Annotated in this window: 21 protein-coding genes and 1 pseudogene; 13 read left to right on the top strand and 9 right to left on the bottom strand. The window is 67.9% G+C overall.

Annotation, left to right across the window (positions count from 1 at the left end; all coding sequences use genetic code 11):
• Window positions 1-86: 86 nt before the first annotated feature.
• The 3 genes from xerD to A5780_RS11915 all read left to right on the top strand — a co-directional run bounded on the left by xerD (window position 87) and on the right by A5780_RS11915 (window position 3,217).
• Entirely contained in the window at window positions 87-1,076 is a 990-nt protein-coding gene (gene xerD, locus A5780_RS11905) for a site-specific tyrosine recombinase XerD (protein ID WP_063018184.1), read from the top strand.
• A gap of 300 nt (window positions 1,077-1,376) precedes the next feature.
• Window positions 1,377-2,348: a ParA family protein gene (locus tag A5780_RS11910; RefSeq protein ID WP_082857394.1), complete on the top strand. Its 972-nt coding sequence runs from the start codon at window positions 1,377-1,379 to the stop codon at window positions 2,346-2,348.
• Complete coding sequence (locus A5780_RS11915) at window positions 2,345-3,217, top strand: ScpA family protein (protein WP_051756303.1); 873 nt, start codon at window positions 2,345-2,347, stop codon at window positions 3,215-3,217. The genes A5780_RS11910 and A5780_RS11915 overlap by 4 nt, the downstream gene beginning before the upstream one ends.
• On the opposite strand, the gene A5780_RS40865 is transcribed toward A5780_RS11915, so the two are convergent.
• Window positions 3,208-3,540 carry a hypothetical protein gene (locus A5780_RS40865; RefSeq protein WP_064906997.1) on the bottom strand — a complete coding sequence of 111 codons (333 nt, stop codon included), beginning with the start codon at window positions 3,538-3,540 and terminating at the stop codon, window positions 3,208-3,210. The genes A5780_RS11915 and A5780_RS40865 overlap by 10 nt on opposite strands.
• A gap of 9 nt (window positions 3,541-3,549) precedes the next feature.
• Between A5780_RS40865 and scpB the strand changes: the two genes are divergently transcribed.
• The 6 genes from scpB to A5780_RS11950 all read left to right on the top strand — a co-directional run bounded on the left by scpB (window position 3,550) and on the right by A5780_RS11950 (window position 10,759).
• The gene (scpB, locus tag A5780_RS11925; RefSeq protein ID WP_063018180.1) at window positions 3,550-4,221 is read left to right on the top strand and encodes an SMC-Scp complex subunit ScpB; all 672 of its coding nucleotides are present in this window, start codon (window positions 3,550-3,552) and stop codon (window positions 4,219-4,221) included.
• Window positions 4,222-4,895: 674 nt separating this feature from the next.
• The gene (locus tag A5780_RS43075) at window positions 4,896-5,705 is read left to right on the top strand and encodes a pseudouridine synthase (RefSeq protein WP_308248289.1); all 810 of its coding nucleotides are present in this window, start codon (window positions 4,896-4,898) and stop codon (window positions 5,703-5,705) included.
• 101 nt (window positions 5,706-5,806) lie between these two features.
• Entirely contained in the window at window positions 5,807-6,475 is a 669-nt protein-coding gene (cmk, locus tag A5780_RS11935) for a (d)CMP kinase (RefSeq protein ID WP_063018201.1), read from the top strand.
• A complete protein-coding gene (gene der / locus A5780_RS11940; RefSeq protein WP_064906996.1) occupies window positions 6,472-7,914 on the top strand; it encodes a ribosome biogenesis GTPase Der in 1,443 nt (480 codons plus the stop codon). Before cmk ends, der begins: the two co-directional genes overlap by 4 nt.
• A 1,046-nt stretch (window positions 7,915-8,960) precedes the next feature.
• Entirely contained in the window at window positions 8,961-10,022 is a 1,062-nt protein-coding gene (locus tag A5780_RS11945) for an alpha/beta hydrolase family protein (protein ID WP_064908453.1), read from the top strand.
• A gap of 218 nt (window positions 10,023-10,240) precedes the next feature.
• Window positions 10,241-10,759, top strand: a complete 519-nt coding sequence (locus A5780_RS11950; protein WP_064908454.1) for a DoxX family protein — start codon at window positions 10,241-10,243, stop codon at window positions 10,757-10,759.
• Here A5780_RS11950 and A5780_RS11955 read toward each other — a convergent pair.
• On the bottom strand, window positions 10,746-11,909 hold the full coding sequence (locus A5780_RS11955) for an MFS transporter (RefSeq protein ID WP_064908455.1): 1,164 nt from the start codon (window positions 11,907-11,909) through the stop codon (window positions 10,746-10,748). The two genes, A5780_RS11950 and A5780_RS11955, sit on opposite strands and share 14 nt — an antisense overlap.
• 63 nt (window positions 11,910-11,972) lie before the next feature.
• Between A5780_RS11955 and A5780_RS11960 the strand changes: the two genes are divergently transcribed.
• Entirely contained in the window at window positions 11,973-12,308 is a 336-nt protein-coding gene (locus A5780_RS11960; RefSeq protein ID WP_064908471.1) for a MerR family transcriptional regulator, read from the top strand.
• A 334-nt stretch (window positions 12,309-12,642) separates the two neighbouring features.
• The gene (locus A5780_RS11965) at window positions 12,643-14,256 is read left to right on the top strand and encodes an MFS transporter (protein ID WP_064908456.1); all 1,614 of its coding nucleotides are present in this window, start codon (window positions 12,643-12,645) and stop codon (window positions 14,254-14,256) included.
• 177 nt (window positions 14,257-14,433) lie between these two features.
• Here the strand turns inward: A5780_RS11965 and A5780_RS39055 are convergent.
• Window positions 14,434-16,437: pseudogene (locus A5780_RS39055) on the bottom strand (putative bifunctional diguanylate cyclase/phosphodiesterase); the annotation flags it as partial.
• Window positions 16,438-16,553: 116 nt separating this feature from the next.
• Here A5780_RS39055 and A5780_RS11980 point away from each other — a divergent pair.
• Window positions 16,554-17,360 (top strand): SAM-dependent methyltransferase, encoded by an 807-nt coding sequence (locus A5780_RS11980; RefSeq protein ID WP_063018166.1) that lies wholly within the window; start codon window positions 16,554-16,556, stop codon window positions 17,358-17,360.
• Between the two features lie 47 nt (window positions 17,361-17,407).
• Complete coding sequence (locus A5780_RS11985; protein ID WP_146098785.1) at window positions 17,408-17,842, top strand: protease inhibitor I42 family protein; 435 nt, start codon at window positions 17,408-17,410, stop codon at window positions 17,840-17,842.
• Between the two features lie 62 nt (window positions 17,843-17,904).
• Here the strand turns inward: A5780_RS11985 and A5780_RS11990 are convergent, their stop codons facing one another.
• Genes A5780_RS11990 through A5780_RS12015 form a run of 6 tightly spaced genes read right to left on the bottom strand, consistent with a single transcriptional unit; the run spans window position 17,905 to window position 25,166 of the window.
• Window positions 17,905-18,918, bottom strand: coding sequence for a hypothetical protein (locus A5780_RS11990; protein WP_064908459.1), 1,014 nt, complete (start codon window positions 18,916-18,918; stop codon window positions 17,905-17,907).
• Between the two features lie 28 nt (window positions 18,919-18,946).
• Complete coding sequence (locus tag A5780_RS11995; protein WP_169812476.1) at window positions 18,947-19,747, bottom strand: SDR family oxidoreductase; 801 nt, start codon at window positions 19,745-19,747, stop codon at window positions 18,947-18,949.
• Window positions 19,744-20,715, bottom strand: coding sequence for a DUF1702 family protein (locus A5780_RS12000; protein WP_064908460.1), 972 nt, complete (start codon window positions 20,713-20,715; stop codon window positions 19,744-19,746). The genes A5780_RS11995 and A5780_RS12000 overlap by 4 nt, the downstream gene beginning before the upstream one ends.
• A 37-nt stretch (window positions 20,716-20,752) precedes the next feature.
• Window positions 20,753-21,793: an RnfABCDGE type electron transport complex subunit D gene (locus A5780_RS12005; protein ID WP_104364348.1), complete on the bottom strand. Its 1,041-nt coding sequence runs from the start codon at window positions 21,791-21,793 to the stop codon at window positions 20,753-20,755.
• Window positions 21,790-23,799: a CRTAC1 family protein gene (locus tag A5780_RS12010; RefSeq protein ID WP_197521733.1), complete on the bottom strand. Its 2,010-nt coding sequence runs from the start codon at window positions 23,797-23,799 to the stop codon at window positions 21,790-21,792. Before A5780_RS12010 ends, A5780_RS12005 begins: the two co-directional genes overlap by 4 nt.
• Window positions 23,796-25,166, bottom strand: a complete 1,371-nt coding sequence (locus A5780_RS12015) for an aminotransferase class I/II-fold pyridoxal phosphate-dependent enzyme (protein ID WP_064908461.1) — start codon at window positions 25,164-25,166, stop codon at window positions 23,796-23,798. Before A5780_RS12015 ends, A5780_RS12010 begins: the two co-directional genes overlap by 4 nt.
• Window positions 25,167-25,174 lie beyond the last annotated feature (8 nt).

Raw genomic sequence — 25,174 nt, forward strand, 5'->3', positions numbered from 1 at the left:
CCGCACCCGGCCGTACTCCTCGGGCACGTGCGAACTGTGTTTCGTGCGAACGAATGTCGCCGCCGGCTGTCATGATGACACCGTGAATGTCGCTGTTCCCGCCGCCCCGGCGGTCGTTGTGCCGCTACCGGTCGGGTGAACGCGTGGTGGAGCGGCAGATCCAGGCCTATCTCGACCATCTGACGGTCGAGCGCGGCGCGGCGAGAAATACGCTCAGCGCCTACCGGCGTGATCTGCAGCGATATCAGGAGTTTCTGAAACAGCGCGATATCGGTGATCTGGACCGGGTGACCGAGAACCAGATCGCCGATTTCGTCGTCTCGCTGCGGGCGGGTGGCGAGGGCTATCCGGCGCTGGCCGCCAGTTCGGCCGCCCGCGCACTGGTGGCGGTGCGCGGCCTGCACCGGTTCGCGGCGGCCGAGGGACTGACCACCGGGGATGTCGCGCACGGTGTGAAGCCGCCGACTCCGGCGCGGCGACTGCCGAAAGCGCTTCCCTACGAAGATATTTCCCGGCTGCTCGAGGCCGCGGGCGGGGGAGACGACGCCGGTTCCGGGGGCGGGCCGCGCGGACTGCGGGATCGGGCCATGCTGGAACTGCTGTACTCCACCGGCGCCCGGATCTCGGAGGTCGTCGGACTCGACGTCGACGATATCGACACCGCCGGGCGCTCGGTCGTCCTGCACGGTAAGGGCGGTAAACAGCGCATGGTGCCGATCGGGCGGCCGGCGCTGGCGGCAATCGACGCCTATCTGGTTCGGGGCCGGCCCGCGCTCGGCGCCCGCGGCAAGGGCACCCCCGCCCTGTTCCTCAATGCTCGCGGCGGCCGGCTCTCGCGCCAGAGCGCCTGGCAGGTGCTGCAGGACGCGGCCGATCGGGCCGGGATCGGCGCCGCGGTGTCGCCGCACACGCTGCGGCACTCGTTCGCCACCCACCTGCTCGACGGGGGCGCCGACGTGCGTGTCGTGCAGGAGTTGCTGGGGCACGCGTCGGTGACGACCACGCAGATCTACACCCTGGTCACGGTCAATACACTGCACGAGGTGTGGGCCACCGCGCATCCGCGGGCGCGGTAACGCGCCGGCGGCGGCAACCCGATATCGGGTGCGGATTGCCGCAAAGGGTTTCCCAACACCCCCTCGAGGCGACAGAATGCGGAGTTGGTGCCGTGAGGACACGGTGTTGTGGCACGGGTAATGACACAAGTGCGCAACGATCGGGGGCGTTCCCCAAGCGTGTCCGATCGGGGGTCTTGCGCTCGGAGGCGGTAGCGTCTATTGCGGTGGTCCGGTACATCGGCGTCCGGTGTAGCGATCGCCCGCTGTTCCGCAGCGCGCGGCGGGGCAACGAGCAGGAAAACTGAAGGAGCAGCGGACATGACGACAGCCGGCCCGGCCGAGCCGCCGAACAACGCTGCGGCAGAACCGCTTTCGAATATCCGAACCGGCCTCCGAATCGAACAGGCGGCCCGCAGACTCTGGGAGGCGAACGACATCGTGGCGGACGGTACCGAACTCGGCCCGACCGGACGCCCGCTGCGCGACATTCCCGAACCACCCCCGTCGTCGCGCAACGGTGACGCCCTGATCGTCGCCATGTGCAATCAGAAGGGCGGCGTCGGCAAGACCACCTCCACCATCAACCTCGGTGCCGCGCTCGCCGAATACGGCCGCCGGGTGTTGCTGGTCGACCTCGACCCGCAGGGAGCACTGTCGGCGGGACTGGGCGTGGCCCACCACGACCTGGACCTGACCGTGCACAATCTGCTCGTCGGCGGCCGGGCGAGCGTCGACGACGTGCTGCTCAACACCAAGGTCGACGGGATGGATCTGCTGCCGAGCAATATCGACCTCTCGGCGGCGGAAATCCAGCTGGTCAACGAGGTCGGCCGGGAACAGACCCTCGGCCGCGCGCTGGCACCGCTGCGCGACCGCTACGACTACATCCTCATCGACTGCCAGCCGTCGCTGGGTCTGCTCACCGTCAACGCGCTGGCCTGCGCCGACGGCGTGATCATCCCGATGGAATGCGAATACTTCTCCCTGCGCGGGCTGGCGCTGCTCACCGACACAGTGGAGAAGGTGCGGGACCGGCTCAACCCGCGGCTGGCACTGTCGGGCATCGTGGTGACTATGTTCGATGCGCGATTGCTGCACTCCCGGCAGGTGATGGCCCGGGTGGTGGAGGTGTTCGGTGATCTGGTGTACGACACCGTGATCAACCGGACCGTCCGTTTCCCCGACGCCAGTGTCGCCGGTGAGCCGATCACCACCTGGGCGCCGAAATCCGGTGGCGCGGAAGCGTATCGGGCTATGGCACGGGAAGTCATCCACCGGTCGGGCCGGTGAGCGAGGCCGGACCACCGGCTGCCGAGGTCGTACCGGAAAACAAGCCCGACGGGTTCCACCTGCGGCTGAGCAATTTTCAGGGGCCGTTCGACCTGTTGTTGCAGCTGATCAGCCAGCGGCGGCTCGATGTGACCGAGGTGGCGCTGCACAAGGTCACCGACGAGTTCATCGCCTACACCAAAGAGCTCACCGCGAGCCTGGAACGCGATCCGACGCTGCGGGCGGATCGGATTCTCGATCAGACCACCGAATTCCTGGTGGTCGCCGCGACCCTGCTCGACCTCAAGGCCGCCCGGCTGCTGCCGTCCGGTGAGGTTACCGATGCCGACGACCTGGAACTGCTCGAGGCGCGCGATCTGCTGTTCGCGCGGCTGCTGCAGTATCGGGCGTTCAAACAGGTCGCCGAACTGCTCGGTGAGCTCGAGGCCGCCGCATTGCGCCGGTATCCGCGGGCGGTGTCGCTCGAGGAACGCTTCCTGGACCTGCTGCCGGAGGTGAGCCTCGGCGTCGACGCGGCGGGTTTCGCCGATATCGCCGCGGCGGCGTTCCGCCCCCGGCCGCGGCCGACGGTCGGGCTGGACCACCTGCACGCCCATGCCATCTCCGTCGCCGAACAGGCCGCGCTGGTCTTGGAGATGCTGAAGAAGCGCGGGGTGGGAGAGTGGTCGACCTTCCACGAGCTGTGCGCCGATTGCGAGATGCCGATCCAGATCGTCGCGCGCTTTCTCGCGCTGCTCGAGCTCTACCGGGGCAAGACGATCGAATTCGACCAACCCGACCCGCTCGGCCCGCTGGCGGTGCGCTGGATCGGCGACGACGCCGAGGGCGCGCCCGCCGAGCCCGTGACAATCGATGAGGATTACGGATGATGTCGCACGGTGAGCAGTCGATGGATCACGCGGATGCCCGAGACGAAGCGGCCGCCGTAGCCCCGGCGGGCGATGCCGCGATCGGACAGACCGGCCGTTCCGAGGTCGTGCCCTCCTCGGCCGATTCGTCGGGGCGTGGTGATGATGCGGCGGTCGCGCCTGCCGCGGACGATGCCGCTCGGACCGCCGCTGACGAGGTCGCGCCCGCTGGTGTCGACGCTGCGCACGATGCTGGTACCGAGGCGGGTGTTCCGCGAACCATCGTTGGCGCGTCCGGCGTTGCGGAGGCCGTAGGGAGTGGGCCGAGCGGTGATGCCGAGCATCCCTGCCAGGTGCGGCCCGGGGCGGAGAACGACGCGGACGAGGAGGAGGTTGCCCGTCCGCTCGACGACCAGGAGTTGCGGTCGGCGCTCGAGGCGATGCTGCTGGTGGTGGATGCGCCGGCGTCGGTGGAACTGCTCGCGGCGGCGGTCGACGACGCGCCCGCCCGGATCGAGCGGGTGTTGCGCGAGATGTCGGCGGAGTGGACCGCGCGGGGCAGTGGAATCGATCTGCGCTACGTGGGCGACGGGTGGCGTCTGTACACCCGGACCGAGTACGCGCCCTACGTCGAACGTATGCTGTTGGACGGGGCGCGGTCCAAGCTCACCAGGGCCGCTTTGGAAACCTTGGCGGTTATCGCCTATCGTCAACCGGTTACGCGAGCACGAGTGAGTGCCGTGCGCGGGGTGAACGTCGACGGCGTGATCCGCACCCTGGTGGCGCGGGGACTGATCGCCGAGGCGGGCGCCGACGTCGATACCAACGGCACCCTCTACGTCACCACCGAACTGTTCCTGGAACGGATCGGGCTCGCGTCGCTGGCGGAACTTCCGTCGCTGGCGCCCCTGCTACCGGGCGTCGACCTGATCGATGAGATCAACGAGAGCCTGGAGACCGACCCCCGGTACACCAAGCTGAAGAAACCCGCCGAATCGGATATCGATCTCGGCACCGAGGATTGACCGGATCCGCAGCGGATCCTGTCGACTGATCAGAGGACCACGTGAATACACCCGCTCGCCGAGATGGCACACCGGACCGTAGGAAAAGACACAGCGACCCGCCTCGTGGCGGCGGACGCGCGGCACGAGGGGCGGCCGGACGCGCCGACCGCAGCGATGACAGACGGGGCGACCGCTACGGGCGCCGGGACGACAGTTACGGCCGCGGCGACACACGTGGGTCGCGACCCGGCCGCGAGGACGACCGTTACGGCCGCGGGGGCGAGAGCTACGGCCGCGGTGGTGACCGGTCCGGCCGCGGAGACGACCGCTACGTCCGCGGAGACGATCGTTACGGCCGCGGCGGGGAGAGGTCCGGCCGTGGAGACGACCGCTTCGGGCGCGGTGGTGACCGGTCCGGCCGCGGAGACGACCGTTACAACCGTGGCGGCGAGAGCTACGGCCGCGGAGACAGCGCCGGACGGGGTTCGCGGTCCGAGGGTGGCTACAACCGGGGCGACCGGTTCGCTCGCGGCCAGGCGGCCGGGGACGCGCGCGGTGACTCGCGATACGGCCGTGGCGATGCCCGCCCCTCGCGCGGCGATTCACCCGCCGGCTCGCGGGATCGCGGCACTGCCGCCGGTCGCCCTCGCGCGGCCGCCCCGAAGCCGAAGAAGCGCAAGACTCCGCCGACCGTGCTGAGTTTCGCCAAACCCGCCCGCCACCAGCATGTCGAGGCCGAGCAATCCGGTCCCAAGAAGTTGCCGTGGGGTGAGGGCGAACGCCTGCAGAAGGTGCTCGCCAAGGCCGGCGTGGCCTCGCGCCGCGCGGCCGAAGAGCTCATCGAACAGGGCCGCGTCGAGGTCGACGGCGCGGTGGTGCGCGAACAGGGCCTGCGCATCGATCCCGATACGGCCGTGGTGCGGGTAGACGGCGTTCGCGTCGTGGTTCGCGACGAACAGGTCTACCTGGCGCTGAACAAGCCCAAGGGTTTCCAGTCGACGATGTCGGACGAACTGGGCCGCCCCTGCGTCGGCGATATCGTCGCCGAGCGGGTGATGGCCGGTCAGCGGCTGTTCCACGTCGGCCGCCTCGACGCCGATACCGAGGGCCTGCTGCTGCTCACCAACGACGGCGATCTCGCGCATCGGCTGATGCATCCGTCGTTCCAGGTGTCGAAGACCTATCTCGCGACGGTGCAGGGTGAAATGCAGCGCGGCGTCGGTAAGCAGTTGCGTGACGGCGTCGAACTCGAGGACGGCCCGGCGAAGGTCGACAAATTCCAGGTGCTCGAGGTCGCCGAGGGCAAATCGCTGGTCCGGGTGATCCTGCACGAGGGCCGCAAGCACATCGTGCGGCGGTTGCTGGCCGAGGTCGGGTACCCGGTGATCGCGCTGGTTCGCACGCATATCGGGCCGGTCGCGCTGGGCGATCAACGGTCGGGCACCCTGCGAGTGCTGGGCCGCGACGAAATCGGGAAGTTGTACGAGGCGGTGGAGTTGTGAGTGGTGTGGACATGCTGGACGATCGGATCCGAGGAGGCCGTGACGTGGTGGAATCCGGCATCGGCGACGACGGCATCCCTGGCGCGGAACTCGTCGTCGCCATGGACGGCCCGTCGGGCACCGGCAAGTCGAGTGTGTCGCGCCGTCTCGCGGCGCGGCTCGGCGCCCGCTATCTCGACACCGGCGCGATGTATCGCGTCGCGACACTGCGGGTGCTGCGCAGCGGTGTCGAGCTGACCGATCCCGCCGAGATCGCGGCCGCGGTCAAGGATCTGCCGCTGACCATCGGCACCGATCCCGGCCACGAGCTGATCGAACTCGACGGCGAGGACGTCTCGGCCGAAATTCGCGGCGACGCGGTGACCAAGGCGGTCTCCGCCGTCTCGGCGGTCGCCGAGGTACGGACCCAACTCGTCGCCTTGCAGCGTGAGATCGCGGCCGCGGCCGGGCGGATCGTGGTCGAAGGCCGCGATATCGGCACGGTCGTGCTGCCCGATGCCGACGCCAAGATCTATCTGACCGCGTCGGCGCAGGCCCGCGCGGCGCGGCGCAATCAGCAGAACATCGCCGAAGGTCGCGGCGACGATTACGACGCGGTGCTCGCCGATGTGCAGCGCCGCGACAATCTGGATTCCACCCGCGCGGTATCGCCGCTGCGCCCGGCCGCGGACGCGGTGCAGGTCGACACCAGCGAGCTGAGCATGGACCAGGTCATCGACGAGCTGTACCGGGTTGTGGCGCAGCAGATTACGGTGGGAGAGCGCAGATGAGCCCGAGTGTGACACCGAGTTCGAATTCCGACACTCTCGCCGGCGACGGCATCTGGACCGACGAAACCGATTGGGAGATCGCCGATTTCGAGGGCGATGCGGACGCGCACGAGCATGTGCCGATGCCCACCGTGGCCGTCGTCGGCCGCCCGAACGTCGGCAAATCGACGCTGGTGAACCGGATCCTGGGCCGCCGCGAGGCGGTCGTCGAGGACATTCCGGGCGTCACCCGCGATCGGGTGTCGTACGAGGCGAGCTGGGCGGGGCGCCGCTTCCTGGTGCAGGACACCGGCGGCTGGGAACCCGACGCGAAGGGTCTGCAGCAGGCGGTGGCCCGGCAGGCCGAACTGGCGATGCAGACCGCCGATGCGATCCTGCTGGTCGTGGACGCCACCGTGGGTGCGACCGCGACCGACGAGGCGGCGGTGAAGGCGTTGCGGCGCTCCAAGACTCCGGTGATCCTGGTCGCGAACAAGGTCGACGGCGAGAAGGCCGAAGCCGATGCGGCCGTGCTGTGGTCGCTCGGGCTGGGAGAGCCGCGGATGGTGTCGGCGGCGCACGGTCGCGGTACCGGCGACCTGCTCGACGATGTGCTCGCGGTGCTGCCGGAAACTCCGCGCGAGGGTTCCGGGGGAGGGGGCCCGCGACGAGTGGCCCTGGTCGGTAAGCCGAATGTCGGCAAGTCCAGTCTGCTGAACAAGCTGTCCGGTGACGAACGTTCCGTGGTGCACGATGTGGCCGGAACGACGGTCGACCCGGTCGACTCGCTGGTCGAATTGGGCGGCAAGACATGGCGTTTCGTCGATACCGCGGGCCTGCGCCGCAAGGTCGGCACGGCCGACGGAACCGAGTTCTACGCCTCGTTGCGCACCAAGGCCGCCATCGAGGCCGCCGAGGTCGCGATCATGCTGATCGACGCCTCCGAACCGATCACCGAACAGGATCTGCGTGTGATCGGCATGGTCGCCGATGCCGGCCGCGCCCTCGTGCTCGCGTTCAACAAGTGGGATCTGGTCGACGAGGATCGCCGCTACCAGCTCGAGCGTGAGGTGGAGCGCGAACTGGTGCGGGTGCCGTGGGCGCAGCGGGTGAACATCTCCGCGCACACCGGCCGCGCGGTCCAAAAGCTCGTTCCGGCAATGGAAACCGCACTCGAATCCTGGGATCAGCGGATCCCCACGGGCCGGCTCAACACCTGGCTCAAGGAGGTCATCGCGGCGACGCCGCCGCCGATGCGGGGCGGGCGATTGCCGCGCGTGCTGTTCGCGACCCAGGCGACCACCCGGCCGCCGACGTTCGTGCTGTTCACCACCGCATTCCTGGAGGCGGGCTACCGCCGTTTCCTGGAGCGCCGCCTGCGCGAGGAATTCGGTTTCGACGGTTCCCCGGTGCGCATCTCGGTGCGGGTGCGCGAGAAGCGGGATCGCTCGAAGAAGTAGTGGAAGTGCCGGTGCGGGCGGATGTTTCGTCCGCACCGGACATCCCGCCGGCTTCCGGCCTTGGGGAGTTCTGCCAAAGGTGTCTGTGGGCAATCTTCATTGCGTCACGGACATATGCGCATTGAAACATGTTTGTGCGGCATGTCCCGGGCAGGCCCGACTTCGTCGCAGCAACGCCGACTTTCATGAAGAGGCATCGACCGAGCCGACCTGTGGCATCGCGGCCGCCCGCAAGGTGCGGGGGAATTGCGTTGTGGGCGGGTCGGACTCGTTGTGGGCGAGTCGGCGCTGCCGATTACGCCGTTTCGGTCGCGGTGTGAACCACATCACGCTACGGTGAATCCGCTTGGCCCACAATCGAAGAGGTTTGCCATGTGGAGCATCGCCGTACTGTCGGTCATCGCCGCCGCCCTCATCGCCGCCGGATTCTCCGCCGGGTTCCCGGACAAGTAGGCCGCGGGAGATCGTGGTTCGTTCCGGTCGCTGAGAATTTCACAATCAGCGACCGGGGCGGCCTGCCGGCGAATGGCTGCGCCCGAACGCGTGCGGAGCCGCGGGCGATGCGGGTGCATGGGCGGCCGAGAATTCGATGCCGTGCGAGCGGTCGGATCTCCGTGCACTCGATCCGGTCGCGGCGGCGCTCGTCGTAGGCGCCGACCGTTCGATGCGGATCGTCGCTGGTCGGAGCCTCTGTTTCGGCGGCCGAGCCGGGGCCGGTGGCGGCCACTGCGCGGCTTGCACGTGCAACGAGGGCCGGATGCACCGGGTGGCCGACGGTTTGTCGGGAGTTCGCCGCGGGCGTCGGTGGGCCGACGCCGGACGCCTTCGCCGCATGACCGCTCGGTATGTCTGTTATGCGAGACCGGTCGGTCGGAAATAAACATCACATTTCAGTAACGGCGCCGAATGGGTGGTCGATACGGGCGTGACACGCGCAGTGCGGCGGACCCCGGCGAGGCCGGGGGTCGGGGTGGCGGCACTGGGCACCGTCGCGGCCCGGCGGGGGTGGGGCCTCGGCGTTCGATCACGAAAGGTGCTGTTTACACATGCGAAGATTGCGTCGGCAGAGATCCGGGCGCTCCGGTACGACGCTCGGGCGGACCCTGCTCGCCTTGGCCCTGGCGCTGTTCGTACCGCTGACCGCGGCGGTGTCGGGTCAGCTCCCGCGGGCCGCGGCCGCCTTCGACCCCGCCGGTTTCGACTTCTGGGTCGACTCGAGTATGGGGCCGATCAAATCGCGCGTCTTCCGCGCCGCCGACGGCAACACCGACCGCGTCGTCTACGCCCTCGACGGCATGCGCGCCCGCGAGGATCTCAACGGCTGGGAGATCGAAACCGATATCGCGCACCTGCTGACCTCGTGGAATATCAACGTGGTGATGCCGGTCGGCGGACAGTCCAGCTTCTACGCGGACTGGAACGCCCCGTCGAGCTTCCTCGGCGTCGCGCCGGGCTCCGGCTCCTCGTCCGGTTCGACCTCGGGATCCGGTGCGCTGCAGGCGTTTTCGACCGGGCCGGGTAAGTCCTACACCTACAAGTGGGAGACCTTTCTGACGCAGAACCTGCGCGGCGCGCTGCGCGACCGCCTGGGATTCCGGGCCGACCGCAACGGCGTCTTCGGCCTGTCGATGGGCGGTAGCGCCGCGCTGACCCTGGCCGCCTACCATCCCGATCAGTTCAGCTTCGCCGGCTCGTTCTCGGGTTACCTCAACATCTCGGCGCCGGGTATGCGCGAGGCGATCCGCGTCGCGATGCTCGATGCCGGCGGTTACAACGTCGATGCGATGGCTCCGCCGTGGGGCCCGCAGTGGCTGCGGATGGACCCGTTCGTGTTCGCACCCAGGTTGATTCAGAACAACACGCGGCTGTGGATCTCGGCCGGCAGCGGCATCCCCACCGCCACCGACGGACCGAATATGGGCACCGTCAACGGCATGGGACTCGAGGCCCTCGCACTGGTGAACACCCGCGCATTCCAGGTGCGGATGGCGTCACTGGGCGCCCAGAACATCGCCTACGACTTCCCGGCCGCGGGCATCCACGCCTGGAACAACTGGCGTGACGAGGTGTATCGGATGGCTCCGGACTTGTCGGCCAACATCGGCTGAGACGGATTCGCCGACGCTTTCCGCTGTGCGGATCGTCGGCGGTCCGCGGACCGCCACCCGGCGGCGTGTCGCTCACAAGGCACGCCGCCGGGTCGTCTTCGTCGGCGAGACCTCCCGGAATCGCGCGCGGTGGCAGAGCCGTATCCGCAGTCCGCGGCGGTGCGCTCGCCGTAGGGTCGGATGCGGAACCAGGTAGCGATGTCGGGAGGCGAAGTCTCATGGCGGAAGCGCAGCAGTGGTCGTGGTCGAAGATACTGGGCCCCGAGGGCCCGCCGGCGGTGATCTGTATCCGGTTGGCGGTGGGACTGGTGTTCCTCAGTGAGGGGATTCAGAAGTTCGTCTACCCGCACGCGCTGGGACCGGGTCGATTCGACAAGATCGGGATACCGGCGCCGACGTTCTTCGCCGACCTCGACGGCGTCGTCGAGATCGTGTGCGGCGCCTTGGTCCTGCTCGGTCTGCTGACCCGACCGGCCGCGGTGCCGCTGCTCATCGACATCGTGCTGGCGATCGCGCTGACCAAAGTGCGTGAGCTGCGCCCGGGCGGATTCGGTGGAGTGCAGGGTTTCTGGGGAATGGCTCACGACGCGCGCACCGATTTCGCGATGCTGCTCGGATTGATCTTCCTGCTGTGGGTGGGGCCCGGCCGCTGGTCGCTGGATGCGCTGATCGCACGGCCCGCCGGTCCGTCACCGGCGGGGCGCGTGTCTGCTGGTGGGCGGGTCAATCCACCATGACGGCGACGTCCTCGGGCTGGGACGCACGAGTGGTCGTGGCGGTCATGAGCAAGCCGCAGACGGTGAGGCCGGCGGCGACGAGATAGAGGGGGCGGGGGCCTGCGGGCGAGTCGGCGATCAGTCCGCCGACGAGTCCCGCGGCGGCCGCGGCGAGTTGGTAGCCGGAGGCGTTGACGGCGATCGCCAGGGTGGGTGCCGCGGCGGCGGTTGTCATCACGCGCGCCTGCATTCCGGGGATGACGGCGAAGCCGAGCAGACCGATCGCGACGACCGCGACCACGGTGAGCGCGGTGACGGTCGCGACGAACCACGCGCCCACGAAGGTCGCGGCCAGCAGCCCGAGCAGCGCGGGTTGAGCGAACCGTGGGTTGCGGTCGTAGAGCGTGCCGCCGACGAGATTGCCGATCGTCGCGCCGACGCCGTAGGCGAGCAGCAGTAGTGGCAGGCGGCCGGCGGGATGCCCACCCAGGTTCGTGAGCAGCGGGGCGAGGTAGCTGAACACCATCAGCGCGCCGACGTTGCCGACCGCGGTGATCGCCAGCGCCACCAGCACCGGCCTCCGCCGCAGGACCCGCAACTCCGCGACGGCCGAGGTCCGCTGCGCGCCGGCCGCGGAGGGGAACGCCCGGGCGACCGAGACGAGGCCGATCAGGCAGGCGACCGCGATCGTGGCGAAGGTCGCCCGCCAACCCCACTGACTGCCGATCCGGGTGCCGATCGGAGCTCCGAGGATCATCGCCAGGTTCATGCCGAATGCCAAGCGGGCCACCATGGTTCCGGCCCGCTCCGGGGCCGCGGACCGTACCGCGATCACGACGGCCTGGGCGAAGAACGTCGAGGTCACCAGTGCGGTGAGCAACCGGGCCGCCAACAGCAGCCGGAAGTCGGGCGCGAGGGCGGAGACGGCATTGCCGACGACCGCGACGGCCAGCAGGGCCACCATGGGGCGTTTCCGATCGAGTCCGGCCGTCACGGCGGTGAGCAGCGGCCCGCCGATGATCATGCCGACGGCGTACGCGGTGACCAGCAGACCGGCGGCGCCGACGCTGACCCCGAGGTCGCCGGCGACCTCGGGCAGGATTCCGGCGACGACGAATTCGCCGGTGGTGACGCTGAATACGCAGAATATGAGGATGAGGAGTCGGAGCATGCTGGGACGCTAAACTCTCACGTCCACGTGAGAGTCAAGCCCGAACAGCGAACGGAGCGCCAGGTGAAGATCGGAGAGTTGGCCGAGCGAACCGGGGTGAGTGTGCGCGCACTGCGGTACTACGAGGAACGAGGTGTGCTGAAGCCGGAGCGAACCGCCGCCGGATATTGCGTCTTCGGCGACTCCGACGTCCACACGGTGGCGCATATCCGCACCCTCCTGGCGGCCGGGCTGCATATGGACCTCATCGGTGAGATCCTGTCCTGCCTGTCGGGTGATTCCCTGCTGTTGGACGGCTGCCGCGAACGACTGGAAGTGGAGCGTCGCCGCATCACCGGTGATATCGACCGACTCGTCCACACCCGATCGTTGCTGGACGATCTGCTCGCGACCACCTAGCGCACCTCGATCGCCCACTCCGTGTTGTTTAGGCTGGCTACCGGCTATTTGGTGAGTCGGCCAGGTCGGCCGGAGGGGAGTGAATCGCTCTCGGACTCAGGGATTTCCGGAGACGAGCGAAACTCCGAAGATCTGGCTCAGCCGCTCTCCCTCGACCAGGAGAAGGAACAAGCCGTAGTACACATCGAGCATCAGAGCATTGTGCCCTGCCGCGGTGTCGCGCGACATGGAGATGCGCGAGTTCGGTCCCACTGAGCGGGTTCGGTGATATTCGGACCACCTGGAATGTGACACGGTTCACGCCATCTTGTTCACCTGTCACTCCGGAGGGCATATGTCCACCTCCCTCGAAGCGACGACACCGTCGGAGCCGGTCGATACCACCGGCCGCCTCGACGGCGCGTCCAAATTGCGCATTTTCACCGTGCTCGCGGTGATTGTGCTGTTCACCGAGGTCGCCCCGATGCAATTCGTCATGGTGTCGGCGGCATTGCGCCAGATCGCGCCGACCTTTCCCGACCAGGGCGCGAATATCAACTGGGCGATCATCATCTTCGGCGTCATCGGCGCCGCGGCCTCGCCGCTGATCGGCAAGATGAGCGATATCTGGGGCAAGAAGCGGATGTTCCTGCTCTGCGGGGTGCTGTTTCTGATCGGCTGCGCGCTGTGCGCGATCACCAGCAACTGGATGATCTTCCTGGTCGGGCGAGGTCTGCAGGCCACCGCGATCGCGACCGCGGTGATCTCCTACGGCCTGATCCGCGACCTCATGCCCCGCAAGTACGTGCCGATCGGGCTGGGTGTGGCCTCCACCGGCCTGGGTGTTTCGGCCGTGGCCGGACCGCTGATCGGCGGCTACATCGTCGACCACCACAGCTGGCGGGCGATCTTCTGGTTCCTGTTCGTCTTCACCCTGATCATGCTGCCGCTGGTCGCGCTGATCGTGCCGGAGTCGCGGCTGCGCACGCCGCAGCGACTGGATGTGATCGGCGCGGTGCTGCTGGCCACGGGTGCGGTGCTGACGCTGATCTACCTCGACAAGGGGCAGGATTGGGGCTGGGCGAAGCCGTCGACTCTCGCCTGGCTGGTCGTCGGACTCGTGCTGCTCGCCGCCTTCCCGATCGTGGAAATGCGTGTGCGGCAACCGATCATGGATATGAAGCTGCTGTTCCACCCGCGAGTGAGCGTGGTGTTGTTCGTCTCGCTGCTGGCGTCGTTCACGATCGGATACCAGGGCTACGCGGTGGGGTACATGACCCAGTCGCCGCCCGCCGCGGATGTCACCGCCGGTGTCGTGCAGGGCACGCTCGCCGAGATCCACGCCCAGACCGGGCAGATGCTGCCGGCGCAGGCCGTGCAGGTGAGCCTGAATCCGGGCTACACCTACGGCGACAATCTGACGCTGCTCGGATTCGCGGTGCACGTGGCCTTGGCGCAGGCGGTGCTCGGCATGATCGCCGGACTGGTCGCCGGGTTCTGGATCCGCCGCTCCGGTGCGCGGCTGCCGCTGATGTCGGCGCTGGTGGTGATGGTGCTCAGCGGGCTGGCCTATGCGGTGCTCGACCACGGCTGGAGTGTGATCGCCCTGATCAGCGCCGTGTACGGCCTCGCCTTCGGTCTGTACTACGCCTCGACGCCGAACCTCATCGTGGAGGGCGTCCCGGCCGAACAGCAGGGCATCAGCGCGGGCATGCTCGGGGTGATGCAGTCGATGGGCGCCGCGATCGGCATCGCGGTGGCGACCGCGTTCCTCAACGCCAATCCGGTGCGCGCCGATATCTCGGTGGCGGGAAAGCATGTGGCCACCAAGGATATTCCGCTGTTGTTCGCCGACCGCGGATATGAGCTCGGCTTCTACTTCGTGGCCGTGGCCGCCGCTATCGCGCTCGTCGGTGTGGTGTTCATGAAGCACGGCCGCAGCGCGGCCACCGGTGGTACGGCGTTCTGATTCCGGGACACCACGCGGGCCGTGCGGTTTCGGCGGCGTGCCGGGCAGCTCGAGCGGCGGCGACCCCGGGGCTTCGAGTTCGCGTTCGAGCAGATCCGCGATCACGTCGGCATGCACCGGGTGGTGGAAGTACCAGCCCTGGGCGGTATCGCACTGCAGTCCGAGCAGCCGGTCGGCCTGATGCCGGGTCTCCACACATTCCGCGGTCACGCTCAGGCCCAGATCGTGGCTGAGATCGATGATCGTCTCCAGGATCAGCAGATCGCTGCGGCCGACCGTGCCGGCATTGCGGATGCGATGGATGAACGGCCCCGCCAATTTCACCACGTGCAGCGGAAGCTGGCCCAGATAGGCCAGATTGGAATACCCGGTGCCGAAATCGTCGATGGCGATGCGGATTCCGGATTCGGCGAGGGTGTGCAGCGCCTGCAGCGGCCGGCCGATGGCGTGCATGAAGGTGCGTTCGGTGAGCTCCAATTGCAGCCGGTCCGGCGGGATTCCGGTGTCGGCGACGATCTTCTGCACCCGTTCGAGCCAGGCCGGATCGGCGACCTCCTCCGCCGAGACGTTCACACTCACCACCGGCGCCTTGTCGCCGAAGCGGTCGCACCAGCGCCGGCCTTCCCGGCACGCCTGCTCCAGCACCACCGTGCCGAGCGCGATGATGTGGCCGCCGCCCTCGGCCAGGTCGATGAACCGGGCCGGACTCAGAATTCCCAGCTGCGGGTGGTGCCAGCGCACCAGGGCCTCCACCGCGACCGGCCGGTGGTCGCCGAGATCCACGATCGGCTGGTAGTCGAGGAAGAATTCGCCGCGGGCCAGCGCGCCCGGAAGATCGGCGAGTAGTTCGGCGCGGGTGTGCTCGCGGCGGCGCCGGCTGGGGTCGAAGACCGCGTAGCGGCCGCGGCCGTCGGTCTTGGCCCAGTACATGGTGGAATCGGCTGCCTGCAGGAGTTCTTCCGTGGTGGTTTCGGCGGCCTGTTCGGAGATGACGCCGATACTCACCCCGATCCGCAGCCGGTGCCCGTCGATGTCGAACGGCACGGTGAACGCGTCGAGCACCGTGCGGGCCAGATCGATCAGTTCGCGCCTGCGGCGGGTGCGGGGCACCAGAATGACGAATTCGTCGCCGCCCATCCGGGCCACGAGATTGTTCTCCCCGACCGCGCACGCGCACAGCCGCGCCGCCGCGCGGGTGAGCAGTTCGTCGCCGATGGAGTGGCCGAAGGTGTCGTTGACGGCCTTGAAATGGTCCAGGTCGACATAGCACAGGCCGACTCGCGCGTCCGGATCGGCGAAGGCCTCGGTGAGCGCGTCGAAGAACCGGGACCGGTTGGCCAGGCCGGTGAGCGGATCGTGATGGGCCCGGTAGCTCAGGCGCTCGCGCAACTCGCGCTGTTCGGAGATGTCTTCGACCAGCACCAGCGTGTACTGCGGCCGGCCGTGGTCGTCACGGATCAGCGAGACGTTGATATTGGTCCACACGGTGTGCCCGTCGCGATGGCGATACGCCTTCTCCATCTGCGCGTGATCGTGGTCCCCGCGCAGCACGCCCGCGTACAGCTCCCACATGCCCGGCGGATCGTCGGGATGGGTGAGGTCGGTGACCTCGAGTTCGTACATCTGCTCCGGTTCGTAGCCGAGCATGGCGGCGAACGCGTTGTTGACCTCGATGATCCGGCCGGTCATATCCGACAGACCCGTGCCGATCCCGGCCTGGGAGAACACGGCCCGCAATCGGGCCTCACTGGCGCGCAACTGTTCCTCCACCACACTGCGCGCCGCGATATCGGCGGTGCGCACACTTTCCTGTTCGCTGAGCAGCCAGGCCCGGAAGGCGCGCACGTAACCGCCGGCGAAGGCGCCGATCAATTCCGCGGCCCGGCCGGAGGCGATGTCGAGTTCGGCGAAGTAGGTGGCCAGCACCGTCATGGTGCGGCCGAGGACCTCGTCGCCGACGAAATGAGCGCGGGCCAGATCGCCGCCCAGTTCGGCGACCCGCGCGGTACCGCCGGAGTCGGCGGCGTCGATCAACCCCCGGGCGAGGGTGACCAGCAACTGGCGGGCCTCGGAAACGCTCATGGGTACGACGTGATCGCGGACCCCGCCGCCGAGCGCTGCTGCCCATCGGTGCGCCAGGTCGGCGTGCGGACCGTCGTGTTCGGACCCATCCCACGCCATGTCGATGATGGTAGCCGGGGCGTGGACTTCGTGTGAACCGCGGGAGTTTCGCACACCTGTCGAATACGATTGCGTGGCTTCGCCTTCCGGCGGGGTTGGATTCCAGAGAGGTTGCGATGACCAGACCTAGTTGGGCGCCGGAAGGTATCGACCTGGATCGGCCCAGCGCATCGCGGGTGTACGACTATTTCGTCGGCGGGATGCACAATTTCGAGATCGATCGCACGCTGGCACGCCAGATCGAGTCGTTCACCCCGAATGTCGCCGAAACCATGCGCGCCAACCGAGATCTGTTGCGCCGCTGCGTGCGTCATCTGGTCGACGCGGGTATCACCCAATTCCTGGATCTGGGCTCGGGCATTCCGACCGTCGGCAATGTGCACGAGGTGGCGCAGGCGCGCAATCCGCAGGCCCGTGTCGTCTACGTCGATATCGACCCGGTGGCGGTGGCGCACAGCCGGGCGATCCTGGACGGCAACCCGCATGCGACGGTCGTGCAGGCCGATGTCGCCGAGCCGGACACGATTCTGAACGATCCGCTGGTGCGGGAGGTGCTGGACTTCGACCGGCCGATCGCCGTATTGCTGTTGGGCGTCCTGCATTTCGTCCCGGACGAGGCAGATCCGGCCGGATGTGTGGCACGGCTGCAGCAAGCCGTCGCCCCGGGCAGCTATCTCGCGATCACCCATGCCACCGCCGACGGGCAGCCGGTCGAAGTGCTGGAGGCGCAGAAGCTCTCGGGACGAACCTCGACCGAAATCGTGCTGCGCGACAAGGACCATATCGCGGGATTCTTCCACGACTGGCCGCTGCTGGAACCCGGACTGGTGCATCTGCCGCTGTGGCGGCCCGACAATCCGGCGGACGTGGGGGAGCATCCCGAATTCTCCGGTGCCTATGGCGGTTTGGCGTTGCTGAACTGAGCGCGACTGTAGGGTGTGGACGCCCGTTTGAATATGGAAGGAATGCGGTGCGTACACCTTTGCTGATGGTTGTGTTCGGTCTGGCGCTGACGGCCGGTGGGGCGAATGCGGTTGCCGGGGCCGACCCGATTCCCGCTGTGCCCGGTGCCGTGCAGGCGGTATCGGAGCCGATCATCGTCGGTACCGACGGCGACGGCGGAACCACGACCCTCGACGTCGGACAGGAACTGGCGGTGGCCCTGCCCGACAACCCGACGACCGGATACGTCTGGCAGATCGGCGAAGTCGACCGCGGGGTGCTCGCTCAGGAGGGTGACCCGGTGTTCCGGCCGGGCAGCTCGATGCCGGGTGCGCCCGGTACCAGTGTGTGGACCTTCACCGCCGCCCGCGCCGGCAGCACCCGCCTGAGCCTGGTGTCGGTGCGGCCGTGGGATCAGGCCAACCCGGGCCAGCGGTTCTCGATGACCGTCACCGTGCGGTAGTACGTTCGATATCGAAACGGCCCGTCACCGGAAGGGACGGGCCGTTCGCATGCCGGAACCGTTCAGCGCGCGGCGAAGACGGCCGCCGCGGGAACGACGGTGACCCACGACACCAACGCCACCATCGCGGTGAAGAACTTCGCTCGCGCACGCAGCACCGGCATCGCGGCATCGAGATCCGCCGACCACACCCGCACCAGCGTGCTGCCCACGAAACCGAGCGCGATCAGCACGCCGGCCCCGTAGGGCACCAGACTCCAGATCCCACCGCGCAGGGCCAGGGTCCCGCCGGCCACCATCAGCGCACCTACCAGCACCCGGGTGAACGACTCGATCAGCGAGGTCCGCAGCCCCAGCGCGCGCACGGAGGTCAGGATGTCGTGTTCGGCGTCCTCGGGGATGTCCTCGGCGGTATTGATCGAGAACAGCCCCGTGAGCGTCAGGCCCATTCCGAGGATCGCCACCAGTGCCGCGACTTCGATGCCACGGTCGTAGAGCCGCAGCACGACCAGGCCGGGGAAGACCATCGTCATCAGATAGGTGAAGGGGATCTGCCAGAGCCCCGAGGCCTTGAAATGCCATGGTGGCAGCGAATATTGCAGCAGCAATACGGTTCCGAGCACGATCAGCGGCAGCAGATCCGGATGGCCGGTCGCCCACGTCAGATACAGCGCGGACACGCCGATGAACGCGATGGTCGCGTAGATCTGGCGGGCCACGAACCGCACCCCGAGATCACGCACCATCCGCGAGAACTTCGATTTGTAGTCCACGTCCACCCAGCGGTCGGCCAGGCAGTTGGCGACGTGCAGCAGCTGGATCGCGGCGGCGAGCATGAGCGAGGCCACCAGCATCGGTACCGTCAGGATCTCGTGCCACGACCGCGCGCTGAACAGGACGTCGGCGGCCATGATGCCCACCGACATGGGAGCGATCTCCGGTCTGGTCAGCCACAGCGCGTAATGCAGCCGCAGATGGACCGGCAGCGCGATGCCGTCTTCGCCCGGGCCGGGAGTGAAGATGCGGTGCAGCTGCGCGCGCAGCGATCCGGTGGCGTAGTCTACGGTGCCTGCCACGGCGAATGTCCTTCCGGTGGGGCGGTTCTCATGGCCGCGACGCGCGTGCCTTCGCGATGCTGCGGCGGAAGAACGGTCGCGCGAAGTCTTCCGGGATATTGGCCCAGCGCAGGAAGAACGCGGTCAGCGGATCGACGGTGATGTGGGCCCGGCCGCGTTCCATTCCGCGCACGGCGACCTCGGCGACCCGGTCGGCGGGCATGGGCGCGATCGACCCCGTGATGGCCTTGGTTTCGGCAGGCTTGCGCAGATTCTCGCGCAGCAGGCCGGGGGTATCGGTGTCGGCCGGATACAGCACCGATACCGAGATCCCGTGCGGCTCGGCCTCGTAGCGCAGGCACAGGCCCAGCTGTCGTACGCCGGCCTTGGTCGGCCCGTAACTCGAGTAGCCGACGATGCCGAGAAATGCCGAGGTGGAACTGAGCAGCAGGATATTGCCGCGACCGCGTTCGACCATTCCGGGGTAGACGCTACGCACGGCGTATACCGAGCCCAGGTAATTGGCCTGCATCTGGATATCGAACTCGTCGTCGGCCAGATCGAGGAACCGGCCCGGCAGGGTGAGCCCGGCACAGCACGCCAGGACGGCGCAATCGCCCTGCCGCGCTTCGAGATCCTTGATCGCGGCGGCAAGCCCGGCCCGGTCGGTGACATCGGCGACGGCCCATTCGGCGCCGATGCGCCGCGCGGTGGCGGCCAGCACCGCTTCGCGCCGCGCGATGATCGACACGCGCGCGCCGCGGCGGGCGAAGGCAGTCGCCACGGCGGCGCCGATCCCTTCCGAGCCGCCGGTCACGATGACATGACGGCCGGTCCAGTCCACGCTCACGCGTCGTCTCCCGGTGCCGCGGCGAGGACGCCCAGCCGGTCGCGCCAGGCCACATAGGCGCCGGCCGTGCCGTCCTGCGGGACGTCGGCGAAGGCGCGATCGATGAGCGCGGCGGCCTCGTCGATGCCGCGTCCGGTATAGGTGCGCACGGCGACGTGGGTGTGCGCGGTGGCACTGTCGGCCTGCTGCCGGATCTTGGCGACCATGGCCGCACCGGCGGCCAGCTGGGTCCGGAATTGCGGCACGCGGGCCAGGATCGCCTCCAGATCGGCGACCTCGACCCCGCCGGCGAACGTGGTGGCGATGCCGATACCGTCCCAGAGGTCGGGGTGGCGGGTGCTGTCGAATTCCTCGATCATCTTCGCCACCCCGTCGACCGAACCGCCGCCGATGAACCACAGCGCCCGGCCGATCCCCTGATCGATGGCGCGGTGCAGGGGCGCCGGATCACCCATCCACCGCGGCAGGCGGTTGTCGACGTAGTGACGGCCGACCCATTTCTCGGTGTGGAAGAAGGCGTTGTAGAAGCCGTACCCGTCCAGGGCCAGCCATCGATAGCTCTCGTGTTTCGGGAGAGTCTTGCGCCACAACGCTTTCGGGATCCGGCCCATCGCCAGGCCCACCCCGACGTACATGGTCAGATCGTGTTTCGCGGCCGGACCGGCGATCAAATCGTGCGCGCGGCGGCCGAACGGGGTGATCGAGTCGACGGCGGCCAATCCCGTCGCGGCGCCCTCGAACGCGAAACCTCGATACTGCTCCGGCAGTGCGGCGATCGTGGCGATCACCTCGTCGTTGTTCTTGCTGCGCACCGCCATATCGATACTGGAGGCCAGATGGGTGGCGACACGTTCGAGTTCGGCGGCGGTGGCCGGGCTGGGGGCCGCGAATCCCGGTCGGTTCAGCGGCGGTTCCTGGGAGCCGGTGCCGAGCAGGAGGGAGCGGACCGGTCCGAAGACGGAAGGCATGGTGGTCTCGATTCTGTTGCTGCGAAGTGCTTTTCGGTCAGGAGGGGACCGGCGCGGGTTCGGGTGCAGGCAGTGGCTCCTGGATCGGCACCGGAACCGGATCGCGGTCGAATTCGGCGCGGCGGGCGAGTCGTTCGCGGATATTGCGCGACCACCAGTAGACGCCGCGGGCGGCACAGACGATCACGAGGGCGAAGAACAGCCCGAACGACACGTGCAGCACCATCAGGATCCCGTACATGATGCCGACCGATGCCCCGAACGCGATTTGATTGCGGGTGCCGAAGGGTGAGGTCGCGGGATCGGTGATCATGTAGTTCGTGTAGAGCACGAACGCCAGACCGGTGATCGGCGTCAGCGCGGCGATCATCGAGATGTCCGGTTCGAACAGGCCGCGCAGCACGGCCTGCAGGACGAATGCCGCCAGCCAGGCGAGGATCAGCGGCGTTTTCTTGGTGAGCTTGGCGTTCAACATGGTTCCGGCCATCAGCAGGCCCAGGACGATCAGCGCGTCGGCCGCTCCCGAGATGTTCTCCACGAAGTGGTACGGACCGACTATCGCGATCTGCGGAAAGAGCAGAAGCGATACGACGATCCCGAAATTCGACGGGTTCATGAAGTGTTTCATCTTGCCGTTGATCTTGGCCCGCAGCACCCATTTGGTGCCGACGGCGACGGTGATGCCGAACATGATCGGCAGAAATCGATCCGCCGCGTACATCAGGAAGTTGAAGGCCAGGCCGGTGATGTGCGCCGGCATCAGGAACACCATCAGCCCGCGTAACCCGTTACCGAGATATCCCGGCCGCCGCCGATAGGCCCACGCGGCAAGGGTTTCCAGTAACAGTTCGACGACGTAGGCGGTCGCCGCGGACAGGAACGGCCACAACCACGGCTGCTCGAAACCGAGCCAGAGGAAGCCGAGGATATTGAAGAACGTCAGCGAGGCCGCGAAGTTGCGCAGGGCGAGATAACGCGGATCCCGCCCCTCCTTGTCGACGCCGATGATCCTTCGCCACCGGGGCAGCTCCGAACGATCGGGAGCGTCGCCGCTGTGATCGGTATTCTGTGCGCTCACCGGGTGACCTCCCGCGCGTCGGAATCGAGAACCAGGGTGTGGCGGCCGGGCCGCAGTTGCAGCTGCTGGGTGTGGAATCCGCCGTGGTTGTCGCGCCAGCTCAGCGTGACCGGCAGTGGTGTCGCGGCGTCGATCTCGCCGAGGCCCAGGTGGATTTCGGTGGCGCGCTTGCCGGCGTGGCCGCTGCCGCCGTCGAGCTGGGCCACATGCGGTTTCCCGTCCGGAGTGGTGACGGTGACCTCCGCGCCGAGGGCGGGGGAGCCGAGGATCGGCTGACCGGCGATCGTGGTGCCCCCCGAGGCGGTGTTGGTGGGTGGGGTGAACAGGCGCAGGCCGAGATACTGCCCGAGATCGGGAGAATCGTTGCGGTAGTAGACCGGTGCCTCCCACTGGCGCGCGACGGCGAAGCTCAGCCGTCCGGTGCCGGTGGAATCGCCCACCGCGATACCCCTGGTCGGGGTCGCCGCGAAGACGTTCAGAGCGGGTGAGATGTTGGTGAAATTGCCGTCGGCGTCCTGGACGAAGAAGCCCATCCGGTTGTTGCCGGCCAGATCCGAGTCGGCGGTGTACTTCGGCCAGGCCCAGGGATATTTCGTCAGATCGTCGTTCATCGTGGCCATCTCCTGCACCTGCGGCCAGCGCGTGGTCTTGCCTTTGAACATGCCGTTGCTCTGCACGATCTGCGGACGGCCGCTGTTGTCGAAGTCGTCGATCTTGGTGTCCCATGACCAGCCGTCCCAGGCCAGGCCCTTGCGCACCGATTCGTTGCGGAAGGGAGCGACACCCGAATTCAGCTTCTCCGCGGCTTCTTTCGGGTTTCGGGCGGTGTTCATGAAGGCGAGGTTCGCCTCGACGATGCCCCACCGCTGCGCGATATTGCTGACGAACAGGTCGGGCATACCGTCACCGTCGAGGTCGCCGAAGTCCGCGCCCATGCCTTTGAACGAATCATGGCCCAGCACGAAGGATTTCGGATCGGTGGGCCCGCGCGTGCCCTCGGCGAGGGTGAACCTGATCGCACCGGGGGTCGAGCGGTTCACGAACAGCCGGTCGGGTCCCATATCGTTGGCCACGTACAGCGACGGCAGGCCGGTGCCGGTCAGATCCTGGGTGGCGGTCGCGATGGTCCAGCCGTTGGTGGTGCCCTCCGGGAAGGCGTTGAACACTTCGCGGTAATCCACGGTGGGATCGGCGCCGCCGGTGGCGCGTTCGAAGGTGAGCAGGTGGTCGCTGCCGGCGTTGGTCGCCTTGGAGAACGACTCGTTGAGCGTCAGGCTGTGGGTGCCGTCCGGGCCGATGAAATCGCTGTCGGGAAAATAGTTTCCGATGAAGACGCTCGGATTGCCGCTGCCGTCGAAATCGGCGACGGATGCGGCGAGGGTGAACCAGCGCGCCCCGTGATAACTCCCGTCGGGAGCCGCGGGGGAGGGCACGAGCTCGACCGGTTTGAACGCGCTGTTGTCCAGTTTCGCGGCGCCGGCACGCGGCAGGAACACGATCGGCGTGCGGCCGCCGTAGTACACCAGCAGGCCCATTCGGCCGGAATGGTCGAAGTCGCCGGGGATGCATCCGGTCGGTGCCATCTTGTCGTCGGTCGGCAGCGGGGCCGGATTCAGGACGAAGGGGGCGTAGCGGGTGGTGTCGCTGTCGGGCGCCGGGGTGACGATCACCGAATCGGACCGCGAGTCGACCAGGCACAGATCGTCGGCCTTGCCGTTGCCGTCGATGTCGTTGATCGCCACCGCCGAGTTGACCGACGACATCCACGCCACCACGTGTTCGTAGCGGGGCTCGATATGGCGGATCGTGCGCTGGGGCAGCCCCGGTGGTAGCGCGATCGGCATCTCGGTGAAGTGGAATCGGTGCGCCGCCGCTCCGTTCGGATCGTCGGATACCGGTGCGACCATGGCCGAATGCGCGGGCACCAGCAGAATTCCCATCAGCGCGAGGGATGCCAGCGGCACCAGCGCTTTGCGTAGCAGAGAGGTCGAGACGGGCAGTTTCACGAGTTCGGGCCCTCTTCCGTGGTGAAGCCGTCGAATATCCGGCGCAGGGTGCTCAGTGCCGCGTCGAGCTGGTCCTCGGTGTGGCGGCAGTTGACGAAGAATCGCAGGCGCGCCTGGCCGGCGGGGACGACCGGATGGCCGATCGCATTCGCCATCACGTCGTGCTCGAGCAGTTGCATCGACGCGCGCACCGCCGGTTCGTCGGCGCCGGTGATGATCGGCGTGATGGGGGTACCGGCGCCGTTGCCGGTGTCGAAGCCCAATTCCCGTGCGCGCGTGAGGAAATACCGGCTGTTGTGGCGCAGCGCGGCGACCCGCTGCGGTTCGTCGTGCAGGACGGCCAGCCCTTCCAGTGCTGCCGCGGCGGCCGACGGTGCGGGTGAGGCGGTGTACATGCTCAGACCGGCGGCGGAGTATTTGAAGCCGTCCACCAGTTCCCGGTTGGCGGCCAGATACCCGCCGACGCTGCCGAGCGCCTTCGACAGCGTGCCCATCCACACGTCCACGGCGTCGCCGGGCAGGTCGAACAGCTCGCGTGCGCCGAGGCCGCGCTCGCCGAGTACACCGAACGAATGCGCCTCGTCGATCATGACCGAACAGTCGTAACGCCGTGCGACCTCGATGATCTCGGGCAGCCGCACGATGTCGCCGTCCATGCTGTAAACACCCTCGAGCAGGACCATCGCGCGGTCGAAGGACCGCCGCGACATCCGCAGTATCGCTTCCAGCGAGTCGGGATCGTTGTGCCGGAACGTCACCCGCCGGCAGCCCGCCCATTCGGTGCCGGAGACGATGCTGTTGTGGATCAGCGAATCGCACACCGCCAGATCGCGTTTGCCGAGCAGGAAGGCCACCGCGGCGGCGTTGGTGAGGAATCCGCTGGACGTCACGATCGCCGCGTCGGTGTCGTAGATGCGCGCCAGCTCGGATTCGAGCTCACGGTAGAGCGGAAGTTCACCGGCGACCAGCCGCACCGCGGCCGCCGAGGTGCCGTAGGTATCGATCGCGGCCGCCGCGGCGGCCTGCACCCGCGGTTCCGCGGCCAGATCCAGATATCCGAAACTGCTGAAGTTCAGCATGTCCCGGCCCGCGAAGCGGGTCCGCGCCCCACTGACACCCTCGTGCGGCAGGTAATACGGGTTCAGCACTCCGGCCGCGGTGGCCCAACTGTCGAACCGCGCCCACTTCTCGGCCGCCTCGACCACGCCCGGGTGGTCGCGGAAATCGGTGCGGCGCACCGGTGTTTCGGTCGTCGTCGCGACGGTGACCGCCGCGGTGGCCGCGGTCTGCGCGCCGCCGCTGCCGGGATCGTGTTTGGACATCAGGGCCCGGGCCACCGCCCGCGCATCCATACTGTCGGTCGTCATCGGGCTCC

This window comes from Nocardia sp. 852002-20019_SCH5090214 (genome assembly GCF_001665865.1).
Lineage (GTDB): Bacteria > Actinomycetota > Actinomycetes > Mycobacteriales > Mycobacteriaceae > Nocardia > Nocardia nova.